Source organism: Legionella steigerwaltii, from assembly GCF_001468065.1.
In the GTDB taxonomy this organism is placed as follows: Bacteria; Pseudomonadota; Gammaproteobacteria; order Legionellales; family Legionellaceae; genus Legionella; species Legionella steigerwaltii.
Map to the genome: position 1 here is coordinate 122,935 of NZ_LNYZ01000002.1, position 15,694 is coordinate 138,628.

The window sequence follows — 15,694 nt, forward strand, 5'->3', positions numbered from 1 at the left end:
ATGAAAAAATTGACTTTGCAGAAACAGCGACCTCTTTAAGAAGATCACTAGCTATGCTGTCTTAGGTGATGTACGTGACTCTCAACAGAACATATTCCAGTTGAGACTTAGCTAATCTCAGACTAGAGAAAAGACTTGAATGTGTGGGGGTCGGGAGGAGTTGTAGCTATTCTAGCGATGTCAATAACTTCAAAAGATGGAAATTGAAATAAATGTCTTCCTCGAGAAGAAAGAGTAATGCTGTTATCTATGTTTCGCTTATACATTTTTCTATTTGAAGCTTCAATTTGAGGGCTTTTAGCTATAACAAGCTCAGAATTAGAGCTACTAATTCCTAAGCTGCTGGAAGCTGAGTTTAAAGCCTTTAAAAATATAACATTCATATAAAAAACATATTTACGAACCATTTTGGCGAAGTATTACACAAATAGAGTAATTTAACAATATGAGAAAAAGCTTTTTTAAAATCACAATAAATTCAACAGAATGATGATTTTTTGTTCGGGATCTCATACCTTTTATATGAGCCTAAAAAAATTTTGAGGCCATACGTGAGTGATGTTATTACATTTTTCTTAATCTAAGGATAGGGAAACTCAGATTCGTTTAAAATACAAATACACCATTTTTTTAACCATTATGTTGTAATTATGATCGGAAAATTTTAATAATATTAAGACATTCAACTTAAAAAATTAAATGAGTTAATATTTCCTTAAGGATTTAATCATGCTATATTTGCAATTTTTGAACTATTCATGCGGATAATTACCAAAAGCGACATATCAGCATGAGCGGAGGACTGGTACAACTTAGGCAATCTTAAATCAATAAGCTGGAATTGTGTTGAGATAGATTTTTTAAGTTTTCAGTACTTCGTTAAAGAAATAGTCCGATTGAACAATAAAAATTAAGAAAGCATAGTATTTTTACCTTTCATCAAACTTCAAAAACACCTCTACATAATCAAACTACCTACAGCAAATTATTGACATGATTTCCAGAGCTAGAAATTCATAAACTAATTTTATCTTGAATTGACATACTGGATAACAGCTTTTGCTGGCTTTCCGCCAACAATTAATTTTTTAGCAGGTGTTACATGAAAGACAAACAGGACCGTAGCCGACAAGAACAAATGACTTTGATAAGAGTAGAACCATCTCATGATGTGGATGAAAACAATGCCTCAATGAAGCAAACCAATACAGAGGAACATGAAGAGAATATAAACGAATCCAATCCATTTTTTACACTTCCTGATGAAATGATGATGTACATCCTTGGACAAGTACCGCCACAGGATTTGCTCAATGCCCGATTGATGGCGAAATCAAAAACGGGCGTAGTTGATGCCACCCTTGATCTTTTAACCAAACCTCGTTTTATTATCGATTATTTAAATCGAGTGGATGGGATTTCAGGCCATCAATTTACTGCGTTCTATCAGAAAACTCAGCGTTATCAGGAACTAAAGCGCAAAGTTCTTGAAAATAAGCCACTCACCTCCGAAGAAGCAATTTGTTATACCCTCACCCGTGATTGCATTGCATTACCCGCCCAATTAAAGCAAACCATGGAAGAAATCGCATTAGATGAGAATATGAGAGAACATTTAAATCTGATTATTACTCTAGCAGAGAAAGTCATTGAATTCAAAGCAATACATGAAGATTGGCTTCAACATGGTTTCTCATCAACGTTCGCGAATTCGATATTAAATTCTGTAAAAACCAAGTTATGGGACCATTTAAAGCAGTATCATCATCATCCGCATCAATTCGTTAATTTGCTTGCTGGAGTTGATTTGAGTGGATTGAAACTCCATCATCCGCATCAATTCGTTAATTTGCTTGCTGGAGTTGATTTGAGTGGATTGAAACTCACAGATATGGATTTCTCTCATCTTAATCTAAGAGGGGTAAAATTTAGTGAGTGTGATCTCACTGGAGCAGATTTTACAGGTGCTTGCCTGGAAGGTGCTGACTTCACTGGTGCACTTTTAAGTGGCGTTGTCTTTACGGATGCTGAAGTAAGAGGCATGCAGTTAAATAAAGCAAAACTTGATGGAGTGGATTTATCCAAGACGAACTTGGAGGGAATAGATTTTGAATGGGCTTTAATTCACAATGCCAGATTGCTGCCGGTAAGCGCATTGAATAGTCCAGAAGAACTCAATGATGCTTTAGCCCAATTTGAGAAAAGTATAACAAAACATTCTTCTGAAAGTAGGCGTAAATTGCAGGAACACATCCTAATGGAAATTGCGCATCAGTTGGAAATATCCACCGATCACAGTAAGAAGGAAAAAATAACCTTATTAGATATTGCTTTATCAAAAATTAAGCCAGACGATCGAGCTATATATATATTCCCATTCCAAAATGCATGCCTTGATTTGAAGGAAAAAATGGATTCATTTAAACACAAAAAAAGGATTCCGGAACATCCACTGAAAAAAGAAGCTCAGAAAATTATCAAACGAATTATGGATATTTTTAATGGAAAAAATTTAGATGCATTAAGAAAAATAAAATATGCAAAAAACCACATAGAAATAGAAATTGATTCGGATGTTTATAAAAAGGAATTCAAGTTATTATTGAAATGCATCAGGAAATATCCTGAATTAAACGACAGCCTTAAGGTTACTAAAGCACTAGGAATTAGTCTTGAATTGTGGCATATGTTTTATCTTGTCCACCCTGAGCCCCCTTCCTCGCTACCGCCAATTTTAGTAGATTACGAGCGAGAAAAGCAACAAACGAGTGAAGGAAAAAAATATTATGCCAGCGAGGTATTTAATGGCCATATGTTTGCTATTGAAAAACTTCAAAAAATACAGTTAAAGGATTTAGACCAACATTTATATGAAGAAGAAGATTTTGTTATCATCCAAGACAATGGACGTACGGAATCGCGTGTCAAACTGGGTGACTTATTCATTACCTTTTCCCCAGGTGGTAAAGGAAGTGTTTTTTCAAATATTGAAATCATCGATTTTGAAAAGCGCCAGCTAAAACCTGCTTTCTCTGTTGATTTAAGTCGTTATGGACAAGTACCCTTTGAAGCTTTTGTTCCTTTAAATCCTTATGTTAATTATTCTGCCGCAACATTCCCCGGCCAGCATCTTACACTGGAAGACGTGAAAAATTTCCAAGAAGCTTATAGAGTAAAAAAACAAATAATTGAAAGAATATTAGCTTCAGAAAAAATAAATCGTAACCGTAAAAACAATCTATTTTTTTCAATTTTTGAACAACATGAAGAGCAAGAGACAAACCAATTGGCTGCTTTACCAGTAGAGCTACTCGATAAAGTGTGTGCTTATGTACATTTTAGCACGTTCAACAAGCGAGAAAGAACTGCATCTCCTCTTGTCGAAGTAAGTAAATTACACGGATTATTTTTTGCTGAAAAAATAAATCAAGAACAGGCAAAGAATCAGAATGGAGCACCAAGTTGCTCTGCAAAAGGAAAAGAGAAGAAGGTTTCAGGAAAGGAAAATCAACAGCCCAAATCATTAAAACGTGCAGTAGCAAAAAAACAAGGTTTATTCTCGGCCTCTCAAAAGGAAGTCGCTAAGAAAAGCTCCTTGCCTGTGGAACCTGCAGAAAATCATAAAATTACTTCAAATCAAGGATTAAGGATGTTTCCTGAAGAACAACGAGTTGAAAGTAAGACTAAAAAAGAAAACGGAAAAAAATTACGAGCAAAGCGGATTATAATCGAAGAAAAATGCTCCAGAAGGTGTTTGATTTCATAAATTGGGGACGGTCCGGGACGGACCCCTATAAAAAAGAAACAGATTGCTATTAATCACTACAATGAAAGGGGTCCGTCCCGGACCGCCCCCATAGTTTGCTACCAATAAATTCAACTGGATGATTTTTTGCTCATGTATCTTGTTAATTAAATAAAACTATGTCCACTTTGAGCGTTCCATAGTGCGTCATAAAAACCACCAGCATCAATTAGCTGTTTATGGTTACCCATTTCGATAATTTTACCCTTGTCCATAACTAGAATTTTATCCATAGACAAAATGGTCGATAATCTATGGGCTATCACGATAACCGTTCGGTTATTCATTGCAACATGTAATGATTCCTGGATTAGCTTTTCGGTTAAAGAATCCAGTGAACTGGTGGCTTCATCTAAGATCAAAATAGGCGCATCTTTTAAAATAGCTCTTGCAATCGCAATTCTTTGACATTGTCCGCCGGATAATTTAATCCCTCTCTCTCCAACATGAGTGTCATATCCTTGAGGTAAGTTGACAATAAATTCATGTGCATGAGCCTTTTTAGAAGCATTAATAACCTCTTCATAATTGGCACCAATTCTGCCATACAGTATATTTTCATAAATAGTTCGATGAAACAAACTGGGGTGTTGAGGTATAAAGGCTATATTTTCGCGTAAATTATGTTTGTTTATTGTGCTAATATCTTGCCCGTCTAATAGTATTTTTCCGTTTTGGACATCATAAAGGCGCATGATGAGTTGAACCAAAGTACTTTCCAGCCCCGCTGTATCCAACCAAACCGACTTTAGAGCCTCCTGGTATATGAATGCTTAAATCTTTAATAATAATATCGTCAGATTTATATCCAAAACGAACGTGCTCAATGATAATTTCACCATGAGTTATGTTAAGGGAAGGGGCTTCCGGATTTGGTTTTTGATAATGCTCTGTAAAAATGGTATCAATAGCTTGTTGACATTGCCCTGCTTGTTCCTCCACAACCAATAAGCTCTCGGTAAGAAACCAGATCTGATCAATCACTGTAATTGCCAATATAAAGATAAATACAAAATCCCCAACAGAAATTGTTCCTCTATTACCAAGAAAAAGCAGTAACAGTATCGATGCCCCTTGTAAAATCCAGGCAAACCCGCCAAGCAGTGACGCATTGAGCATATTTTTAAATTGCATGGATTGATCAAGTTGAACAGCCCTGGCTGTTGTTTTTTCTAAGTAGCATGCTTCATAGCTCTCTCTGGCAAACAAAAGCATATTGAGCACGTTAGAAAAACAATCAACAATGTTTCCTACATTTTTTGCTCGTGCTTCAGCATAGGCTTTGGCATAAGGTTTAATACTGTGTGAACAATAATATGCCGTAGCAATAAACGCGATTGAGATAAAGAAAAAAATCAAGCTGAAATAAGGACTCACCAAACCCACCATTGCGATAGAAAGAATAATGGTTAAACCTTGCCGGGATATATTTAACCAAGTATTAACAATATTCTGAATGTTACTTGCTAGATCGGAAATTTTTGCACTAATTGAGCCACTTAAATGATCTTGAAAAAAAACGTAGGATTGATCTCTTAAATATGCGGTAGTAGCAGCAATGATATCTGCTTTTATTTTTGGCAATGACCGCAAAACAATATAATTATAAAGACGCCATATAAAGGTAATGACAAATCCCAAGAGAATCAGTAATAACGCAGGCTTTAAACTCACATCAAGAAATTGTTTCTTTTCAGCATGAGCGACTGCATCTAAAAGAATTTTTAATACATAGGGCTGTAACACATTATGAATAGATGAATAGATACCCACAAGCAACATGGCAAAAAACCACCACCGATAAGGGGTCGCCATTTCGAAGAAAAAACTACGAAAATTTTGTGGTCTATTTATTTTTTTTGACATTAAGATCCTGTTTAAATCTTTATCTTAACCACTGAAAGGAGGAAAAATTACTGAGATTGGTTATAGTATAGCAGCTCTTAACCAGAAGATTTAAGAGATGAGACATAAATCCTCAAAACTAAAATAGCGTCTTTACCCCCCTTGAGCAATCGTTTACTCAATATTTTTGAGTGCAGTAACGCCAAAAAAACTGGCGTTACTATGAAGAAGCTTGGTCTCATAATTTCTTAGAGTACTGAAGATGCCGCAATTGATTTTTTGAAAGTAACAATTAAATTTGAATCTTTCATTTTTGTAGTCATAGAGTTCGGATCATAACCATGTGGTAATTGAAATGCTTGACTGTAATTGCTCTGAGCATAGCTTACACTTTTGCTATTATCTTGTTCTCGCGTAATTTTTTGTGTTACGTTTGAGCTCACTATTAATTGTCCCTCTTTAACAGAGACATCGACTTTACTATCAGTAGCTTTTGGTAATTTTATTTTATAGATAATCTCATTTTTACTTTCTTTAATTTCAATGGTATTTGAACTACCAAATGGCATTTGATTGGGTTGATTTACCAAGTTATGTTGCATTTGTGAAAATTGGCTTTTCATAAATTGGTCCATAGCTCGTTGCATTTGATCCATTTGCTTCAAAATATCATTAGGTGATTGAAAGAAAGGATCGTTATCAAAGGGATCCAAGGTTACTTGTCGATTACTCTTTTGCACTTGATTATTTTGTTTCGCCTCAAGTGCTATGGCCCCTGCAGATATCAAAGTGATAAGAGGAACAGAGATTAAAATTGGAAATAGTTTCTTTTTCATCTGAGTATCCTTTCTAAATTGGGACATCAAAAATTCAAGTTGCTCGGACAATCACTCTTCTAAGGTAATTGCTATTTTTTTCTCAGCAGCTGCTTCCTTTTTAGGAATGAAATTTCAAGTACTCCATGTGCATAACGTGCCGTGATTTTTGAATCATCAGCATCGATGTCCTCTTTTTTACACCAGGAATATCAGCAAGCACAAAAAAGCGGTCTTTTTCTTCTTTGATGTCCACAAGAGTTAAACAATTCTTACAGCTAAACTCCTGCTATATCTATAGTATTCATTTGTATATCCATTTGCTTATTACCACGCACAATGGAAACAGTCACTTTATCACCTACTTTTATTTCCGTAAGCATATTATATAAAGCATCATAGTTACGAACTGCGTGACCATTAAGCGCTACAATAATGTCACCTAATACGATTCGTCCCCAATCATCCCGATGAGTACCTCTTAAATGTGCTTGAGCAGCGGGAGTATTCGGTAAAACATCTGCAATCAGGATCCCTTTATGTATACCCAATTGACGTGCAATAGTAGATGGAACACTTTGTATACCTATCCCAGACAATACCACTCGCCCATTTTTGATAATTTGCGTTACGATACGTTCAATATCATCAGCAGGAACAGCAAAACCAATTCCAGCAGATGAACCTGAATGAGAATAAATCATGGTGTTCATTCCAACTAACTGCCCAGCACTGTTCAATAATGGTCCACCAGAATTACCAGGATTAATTGGAGTATCTGTTTGAATCATATTTCGAATCGTAACCCCACCGATCCCAGGAACTTTTCTACCTAACGCAGAAATAACTCCTTTAGATAAGCTATGATCCAAGCCATACGGATTACCAATTGCAATCGCCTTTTGTCCCACTATTAAATCATTAAGATGTACTATTTGAAATGGTGTAAATTGCTTTAATAAAACCAAGGCTTCCGGTGCTTCGATCTTTAAAACCGCAATATCTTTACGAGGCTCTGCTCCAACCACTTTTGCCGGGACTGTCATTTTGCCCAAAGTAATTGCCAACTTATCCGCTCCCTTAATAACATGATAATTCGTGACAATATACCCGCTGTTATTCCAAATAATCCCAGAACCAGCCCCATCTTTAACGTGCATTTTCTCAAAAGAAGGATTGGTGACTGTTGCCAATCGGTGAACATAAACTACCTTAGGTGATGCATCATGAAAAATTTTTATCGTATTTTGCTCATCGGGAAGAAGCGTGTTTAGATCTAAACTATGCCCTGGAAAAACCAGAATAAAGTATAAAACAAAAGAAATACAATATATAAGCCGTTGTTTTGCCATCGATATATCTCCATCAATTAGCTTAAGACCTAGCGTTCTAGCAAACCAGCATTGAAAAGACACTATAATAGAAAAAACACCTAAAAAAGAAATGCCTGAGGATTTCGAAGATATTTTTTCTTAGATCTTTTAAATGATGGCATTTATTTGTTTGTATTTTGTAGCTTCACTAACTAATATTTTCGAAAATATTTTGCAACGTATTAGAAACACAGTCAACGACCAAAATAATGATAATTTATTTTGAATAATGTGCATTATTTGTTGGGGTCCGTCCCGGACCGTCCCCATTTTAAATGCACGTCGCTGTTAGAGAAGTATCTTTCTCATTATTTTTGAGAGCGTCTAAAGAGTTTTTTAATTCCATTAGTGTTGGCCGTTTTTTTGGATCTTTCTCTAAGCAACTATCTATCAATGATTGTATCTCAGAAGATGGATTTTCTAGTAAATCATGCATCAGTACCCCTAGACAGTATATATCCATTTGTGGGGTAGCTAATACGGCAGTAGGTGCTACTGACCAACATTCTGGCGGGATGTGCCAATATTCCTCTTTGTATTTCTCTACGATCTCTTGATTTGATTTCTGAAATGCTAAAGGATCGATAGTAGTTCCTGTAGGTACAGAAAGGCCTCCATCAATTAAATAGCTTTTTTGCGTACTGGAATCGTAATAAATGTTATCTGTTTTCAGATCAAGCACAATCATCTTTTTATCATGACAATCTTTTAATGCTTGGATAGCTGATTGAAAAAGTTTTTTTTGTAATTCTGGGGTATCAATTATAAGCTTTTCATATGGTACAAATTGAATGTAGGGTACAACAAGCCTGTAATCCGTTCCCATCCGAAATAAATGAGATTGCTTATCAGAATAAATTGTTTTGAAAAACCTGTGTTTAACAGTAGCTTCTTCAATATCACCGGGTGTCGAAACTGGATTTAAAACAGCAACCAATTTATTAGAGAGAGATTTAAACAGTCTAGCCTGGGCATAACCACCTTTTCCAAGGGGTTTTACGGGAGAATACTCTGTTTCTCCATCAGATTCGTACCCTGATTCATAGCCACTATCTTCCGAGGTTTTTTTAGTATTGATTTTGTAACGTGCCATAATGAATCTCACAATAAGTTTGCTTGATAATATAGATTTGACCGATTAAACCAGAGAAAAAATATATTGGGTCGTATACTTAAATGAAGGTGCATCTTATAGCACCATAAATATTTTTCACGAACACACATTACCAAACATTGTCGCACTTGAATTGTGTCAAATTTGGTAACATCAAAGTAATATTTTAACATTTTTCTCTAAAAAAATGTTAAAAGCAAACAAAAAATTAACAATATTCCCATGAAAAATTCCGCGAATTGTAAAACCAGAAGGATCCTATATTTAAGTCGCACAGTTTAAATATTGGCATCGTCAAGTCAATAATTTTGGTTAGAAAAGGATCTGAGGTGTGATATGTGGGCAAAAAAGTCATCACCCTAACAGGGCGATGACGGGTCCGAAGGATTTGTTTGCAAAGTCATTATGCAATAAGTCTTTCGATTTTTTGAGAAATATCAGAAAATCTGTTAAAAAAACCGTTATCCGCATAGTCAGAAGAGCTTTTCCCTTCTGATATCTTTTTAATCATATTTTCTGTAATTACAAAAATATCCATTAAAGATGTAACTTCCAATTCACTATTATGTGGATAAGGATTATCCGCTCTTAGTTTTTTATATTTATCAATTTTCACTAAAATGCGTGTTTTTGCATCCAAATCCACCTTTTTTGACAAAAAGAATTGTTCTTCCTTCTTGTTACTAGAAACAAATTTTGTCGAAACAAGCACGTGTTTGATCTCATCTACTATTGAATCTAGTTTTTTTAATAGCATTTGAAGTTCTTGATTAGCTTTGCTCATAATATACTCCCAGTTATTTTTTCATTTGGCTAACAAGATAGGCAGTACCAGCTACAGCCACGGCAATGCCAACGCCAATAGCAAATTTACCGAGCGTTGATTGAAGAGCACTTAACAAATAGGATGATTGTTCCTCATCTGCAGGTTTTGTTGCAGTAGCTTCTCGACGATCAGCAGCTTTTTCAGCAGTCTCAATGGCACTTTCAAGCTCCTTTTGTTGAGAGTCACTGACTGGTTGTTTTGCAATTTCGCGCGCCTCTTTAAGCTCCGGACTATATCCACGCAAGCCTAGCTGTTCCAATCGCGTATTCAGGCTGCACAATTTGAGCGGTACTTTCGGATCGGTCGAGTGATTGGCCAATACACGACACAGCTCGAGTGATGCTATCGTGCCACCTTCACCCTGGAGGGCTGAAATCATATCTACAGACTTAGTCGCAGCATCTTCGATGCTTTGGGCCTTATTCAAGAGATCTTCCTTGACAAGTTTTATTTCCTCTTGAGTGAGTGTATAAGTAGTCTTTCCGTCCAGGCTTGATTCTACCCAGCCACTTGGTCTATCAAATTGATCCAAATACTTAGCAAGACCTCGAAGAGCTTGTGCGTGCAGATTCATATCAATAACGGCTTTCGGTCCAAGGGCTCCGTGCGTTGGGTGTGTAGTAAACGTGCTTAGAGGCTGGAAAATTTCAACAGCAGAGTGGAATCCTGCAGTGATGAGGCCTGCAGCTGCTAGGGCTCCGATAGCCGTCACCTGATCCTTATGTGCTGAGGGGATTGGTTGACCCGAGGGATTTTGCCAATCGATACTTTTGGGATCGGTACCACAAAACAGGTTCATAGTGACTGCCATCTCACCAAACGTACCGGACACGTGCCCAGTTACTGGCTCAACGACATCCTTAGTAACAGCCTCGGATACAAGGTAACTCGGCCAAGCAGCATCAACCAGCGTTTTTTTATGGCTAGAGTTTACAGACTTAAGTCTATCCTCTGCCAGATTGCCAGTGTTAAGCAGCCCTTGTCGCTCTTGGACATCCCATCCTATCGGGGCGCGTTCTTCTTTTTTGCGTGCAGTATGTACCGGTGCGGAAAGACCTCCTCCTTTCAATGAAGTTTGTTGTCTGGCTTTATGGAACTCTTCTTCAAAGTCTTTTACCCACTCATCAAGAGCTGGTATTTTTAGACCTCTAAGTTTGCGTTGGGCATCGCAAAGTCCTGCAACATAGGTGTTATACACATCTTTGGCGTCGCAGAGAGGACCTTTGTATGCCGCCCCAAATCCTGTTTCATGTCGTTCTATTCCTCCGAGGTCACCCATAAATGACAGGATGCCTTGACGCGCAAGAGCACCTTCAGGACCAGGTTTTTTAGCGGTAGTTGTTATTTGAGCCATGTTAACTCGGCACTCTTCAGCAAGTGATTTGACTCCCTCGATGTATGTAACTGAACTTGGGTCCTGTTTTTTCATTTCCACAAGCTTGGCGAGCCTGTCGTTGAAACCTATAATACGCCCGGTTCCGCCGTCAGCCATTAACCTGGTGCACATGCTGATTAGGATTTCATCTTTAGCCAGATCTTTGTCGGCATCACCGTCGTGCTTTAGACGCCCCATTACGCAATCGATCCCATCGGCGGATTTAACCATAACAGAAAGACTCGCCTCATTCGGGTAATAGAGTAAGTGTCGTGCCGCTGTCGATTGGTCGGTTGCCAGTTCGATTGTCCTCGGATTCTGCGATTGTTCTGGATTAACGCCCTTCTGCCCGTCTGTAACTCCCTTAGTAATGTTGAGTCCTTCCCTTGGAGGTGACTTGCGGTGTGGCGCTTTAGGTTCGATGTTCTGTTTGTTCTGCATAATATATTCCCCATGTTAGGCTTGTTCATTTTTTTACTTTACAAACCATGGCCAGAAGAAAATATAATGACCATGTTGTCCTTTAATGATACAAAGCGAGGGTTAGATAAAAATTAACCGTAGACCTAAAGCTTTTTATGGGCGTATAAAATATTTAGGTGTTGGGGACGGTCCGGGACGGACCCCTATAAAAAAGAAACAGATTGCCATTAATCACTTCAATAAAAAAGACGCTGATTTATGACGTGGTATCGTTGGTTAGAAGGTGAACGTAGTAAATTGATAAGTGGCGTGCGCAGGTTTGTTATTGGACTGGTTTCAAGCAACCAGGGTTATAATCAATACCTTTGGTGAACACATGACGGCAGCCATCCTTTTTTCTAAGCGCGACACGAATACCACATTTACAATTCCGTTGAAAACATTGCATAATCAGTGTGCTATGAAAAGGACTCCAGCTCTGAAAATTAATAGTGAACCAAGCAGTTTTTAAAAACAAAATAGGAGATTTAGATGCACCAAAAGGAATACAAAGGGAGTTTTATCCGTCATATAATAAGGGGAATGATAACCTCTTTACTCGTTATTATTATTCCCTTATCTATCGTAGCTTGTGATAAAGGATCCCCTCTCAACCATCCTGTCCCAGGTGGAGGATGTCAAACAGGGACAATTGCATGCAATGGATCCTGTGTCAATACACAAACAGATAACAATAACTGTGGCGCCTGTGGAAACGTTTGTTCCACTGGGTCAACTTGTAGCAGCGGCCAATGCGTGGCTCAATGTATTGCGCCTTTTACTCTTTGCAATGGTACCTGTGTCAATGCACAAACAGATAGCAATAACTGTGGCAGCTGTGGAATCGTTTGTCCCTCCGGGTCAACTTGTAGCGGCGGTGTATGTCTAGGATAATTAACAGTGGAGTAATAATAGGGGGACGGTCCGGGACGGCCCCCTATAAAAAAGAAACAGATTGCCCCTTAATTGCTACAACAAAGGGGGCTGATTTATTACATAAGGACTGGATTTTTCTGATATCCTCCTGAGATAGAGCCGTAAATAAGCTTTTGTATAATTCCTTTGTCTTCATTTGATGCCATAGATAAATATAAAGAATGGGTTGAAATTATACTAACAGAGGCAAAGGATATTATTATGTTAATAAGGATTTTTCTTTTCATTCTATCTTTATGGGGCATTGGTGCCCATGCGACAAAAACACCGCCAACTCAATATAAAGTAATTATTATTGGCTCAGGAATTGCAGGTTTAGAAGCCGCGCATTATTTACAAAAACATGGAGTCGATAATTTTATTATCCTTGAAGCACGTGATCGCATTGGGGGCCGTGCCAATACTGTATCGCCTTGGCCTAACTGTGTGCTGGAATTAGGGGCCTCCATGATTCATGGCGATGATCCCAGCAATCCCTTGATGAAATTGGTACAAAAGTGGAATTTAGCCACAATGCCGGTTTATAACAAATCTGCTGCGTTTTATGATGTCAATGGCAAAGAAATTTCAGACTCATTAGATACATCCTTTCAAAAGCTTTATGCTGAGTTCGAAAAACTGGTGATGAAAAAGCAAGATGATCCCGAGCAAAATGCTAACACGTCTATCTCTGATGTAGTGATAGAATTTATTAATTCGCACCATCTCAATAAGGAAATGCAACACGGATTTTTGTATGAGGTTTCTGATAAAATAGAACAGGAATATGCCGCAGATATCCGCGCGCTCTCCGTGGTATGGTATGACAATGAAAAAGCTTTTCCAGGACGTAACCTGCTTCTGACCCATGGCTATCAGGACATTATTAATGGCATCGCAAAAGAGGTGAGTCCTCATATTTTATTGAAGCAAATTGTCACCAAAATCGATTATCAAAATAAAGAACATATAGTAGTCACTACTGCCGATAGCAAGCAATTTACTGGAGAGTATGTGATTTGCACCCTTCCACTTGGCGTTCTTAAAAGTGGTAGCGTGACTTTTGTCCCGCAATTGCCACAAGATAAAATTTTGGCAATGAATCATCTTAATATGGGAATTATGAATAAGGTGTTTATGCTATTTCCTAAAGTCTTTTGGGATACTGAACAATACATCAGTGTAGTTTCTCCTGCCTATTGGTCTGGTAAAAAATGGATTGATAAAGGTGTTTGGATAGAGTTCGATAATCTTAATGCCTTTTTCCATCAACCTATTTTAGCCGCGATTGTTTCAGGAGATTTTGCTCGAGATTTGGAAAATAAAAGTGATGCGGAAATTATTCAATCAGTGATGAAGCGATTACGTGATGTTTATGGGGATAATATTCCAGAGCCAACGGCCCATGTTATTACTCGTTGGGGAAAAGATCCTTTTAGTGTTGGCGCTTATTCTAGTATCCGTCCTGGGTCTTTAGAGGATGGTAATGATTACTTGAACTTGGCAAAAACTGTAGAGGGCCATCTTTTATTTGCTGGGGAGGCAACGACTAATATTTATCCATCAACGGTATATGGCGCTTATTTGAGTGGAGATAGGGCTGCTCAGGAATTATTAAATCATCTCAGTGCGAAATAACGTGCCGCATTCACGGATTAAGCAAGAGACGATCTGCCTGGAATCAGTGGCGTATTAGCTCGTCCCCGTGCGAAGGTGATACAATCTGCATACTTTCTGCAGGGGTCCGTCCCGGACCGTCCCCCTAATCCAGATTTAAACAATTTGCACACCTTCTGCAGGGGTCCGTCCCGGACCGTCCCCATATTTTTTTAACGCTCTGAAAATCGTCCACTATCAGACGTTCCGTCTTCATCTACAGAACTTGGGTTATTTGATTCGGCTTTAATAAGATCAAGAGAGTGTTTTATTTTTTGTGCTTTTTGTGACTCTGATTCGGAAGTAGACGAAGTACTACTTGGAGTTGGGTTGTGAGAGTGTAATAATGAATCCATGAAATGAGCGACTTTATATTTAAATGAGTTCTTTTTTACTGCCTCTTCCAAGTCGGTCAACACACCTTCAGCAAATTTCATAATTAACGCTTTTTTATCCTCATAAGACTCTGTTCCATCACCTAATCCCAGCTCTTTAAGAACATCGTCAAAGTACTCTTTATCTAGGGGTTTCCATTCAATTTTCTTAAGATCTTCTTTCATACGCTTTATTAAATCAACATTTAAATGTTTCACTGCTTCTTGATAAAGAGGGGCACTAGGATCTTTGCACGCAAGTAAACATTCAATATTAAACTTAGGGTTAAACCATGCAGACTCACTATGGCAGTCGTATTCAAATGTTGATAAAGGCTTATTTTTTACTTTATTCTCATGAGTCGGTTGAAATGGACTGGCACCATAACGCATCAGCAAACGCGCAATTTGGGGATGACTAATAACATGTCGCGTAAAAATCAAACCTTTCGCATTGGGATCTGTTCCCTTTATTTGAAGAATTTTTTCTATTGTTTTTAAATCCCCATACTGAACAGCATAATAAAGCGGCGTACGACCTGATTTATCCGCTTTATTTGGTTCTTTTTCTGCCATTGAAATAAGCTCTTGATTATGCTCATTTTTTATTTTTTCATATTGTTGCCGTACCTGTTTGAATTGTTGCTGGATTTCTGGCGTACTACCCTTAATAACTTCTTCAATTTGCTTTAGATTATTGCAAACTGATTCCCTGTATTGCTTAACGATCGTTGGCTGATTAACTAAGAATTGTCCCCACTCGTGCAATATTTCTTTCAATCGAGCTTCTTCGGATTCATGATGCAACATTCTCTTAGGGTGGCCATAAATAATGTTCCTAATAATATCGGCTAATTTGTCAGCTTCCCCCTTATCATCAGTTTCTGCTTTTAAAACGGTTACAGTATTTTTAAACACAATACTCGCTGCACTTAATTGTCTTTCTATTCTCTGTTTGGGATCGTCCAATTCTTTTAAATTCCACGAGCCGTCTTTACTTCTTCCATAGAGTAAGAATGAACTATTTTTATCAGATGAATCGCTCGTTTTACATATTATTACCCTGGCGTCTAAAAGTTATTGATTTTATGTGATATTCTACGCGCTTTTGACTAAATCAATTTGTTGAGATGA

At 37.7% G+C, this 15,694-nt stretch carries 10 protein-coding genes; 2 read left to right on the forward strand and 8 right to left on the reverse strand.

Annotated elements, in window-relative coordinates; genetic code table 11:
- The first annotated feature begins 1,102 nt into the window (after positions 1-1,102).
- On the forward strand, positions 1,103-3,766 hold the full coding sequence (locus Lstg_RS02505) for a pentapeptide repeat-containing protein (RefSeq protein ID WP_058476087.1): 2,664 nt from the start codon (positions 1,103-1,105) through the stop codon (positions 3,764-3,766).
- 146 nt (positions 3,767-3,912) lie between these two features.
- Here Lstg_RS02505 and Lstg_RS17970 read toward each other — a convergent pair whose 3' ends face one another.
- The 7 genes from Lstg_RS17970 to Lstg_RS02535 all read right to left on the reverse strand — a co-directional run bounded on the left by Lstg_RS17970 (position 3,913) and on the right by Lstg_RS02535 (position 11,594).
- A complete protein-coding gene (locus tag Lstg_RS17970) occupies positions 3,913-4,500 on the reverse strand; it encodes an ABC transporter ATP-binding protein (protein ID WP_238585353.1) in 588 nt (195 codons plus the stop codon).
- A complete protein-coding gene (locus Lstg_RS02510) occupies positions 4,487-5,671 on the reverse strand; it encodes an ABC transporter transmembrane domain-containing protein (protein WP_238585354.1) in 1,185 nt (394 codons plus the stop codon). Before Lstg_RS02510 ends, Lstg_RS17970 begins: the two co-directional genes overlap by 14 nt.
- Before the next feature lie 227 nt (positions 5,672-5,898).
- The gene (locus Lstg_RS02515) at positions 5,899-6,486 is read right to left on the reverse strand and encodes an Hsp20/alpha crystallin family protein (RefSeq protein WP_058476088.1); all 588 of its coding nucleotides are present in this window, start codon (positions 6,484-6,486) and stop codon (positions 5,899-5,901) included.
- A gap of 257 nt (positions 6,487-6,743) precedes the next feature.
- Positions 6,744-7,817 (reverse strand): S1C family serine protease, encoded by a 1,074-nt coding sequence (locus Lstg_RS02520; protein ID WP_058476089.1) that lies wholly within the window; start codon positions 7,815-7,817, stop codon positions 6,744-6,746.
- Between the two features lie 292 nt (positions 7,818-8,109).
- Complete coding sequence (locus Lstg_RS02525) at positions 8,110-8,931, reverse strand: protein kinase domain-containing protein (RefSeq protein ID WP_058476090.1); 822 nt, start codon at positions 8,929-8,931, stop codon at positions 8,110-8,112.
- A 424-nt stretch (positions 8,932-9,355) separates the two neighbouring features.
- Positions 9,356-9,736, reverse strand: a complete 381-nt coding sequence (locus Lstg_RS02530; protein ID WP_058476091.1) for a hypothetical protein — start codon at positions 9,734-9,736, stop codon at positions 9,356-9,358.
- Between the two features lie 13 nt (positions 9,737-9,749).
- The gene (locus tag Lstg_RS02535) at positions 9,750-11,594 is read right to left on the reverse strand and encodes a hypothetical protein (RefSeq protein ID WP_058476092.1); all 1,845 of its coding nucleotides are present in this window, start codon (positions 11,592-11,594) and stop codon (positions 9,750-9,752) included.
- A 1,158-nt stretch (positions 11,595-12,752) separates the two neighbouring features.
- On the opposite strand from Lstg_RS02535, the gene Lstg_RS02545 reads away from it, so the two are divergent.
- Positions 12,753-14,168: a flavin monoamine oxidase family protein gene (locus Lstg_RS02545; RefSeq protein WP_058476094.1), complete on the forward strand. Its 1,416-nt coding sequence runs from the start codon at positions 12,753-12,755 to the stop codon at positions 14,166-14,168.
- A 191-nt stretch (positions 14,169-14,359) separates the two neighbouring features.
- Here the strand turns inward: Lstg_RS02545 and Lstg_RS02550 are convergent, their stop codons facing one another.
- Complete coding sequence (locus Lstg_RS02550) at positions 14,360-15,529, reverse strand: ankyrin repeat domain-containing protein (RefSeq protein ID WP_058476095.1); 1,170 nt, start codon at positions 15,527-15,529, stop codon at positions 14,360-14,362.
- Positions 15,530-15,694 lie beyond the last annotated feature (165 nt).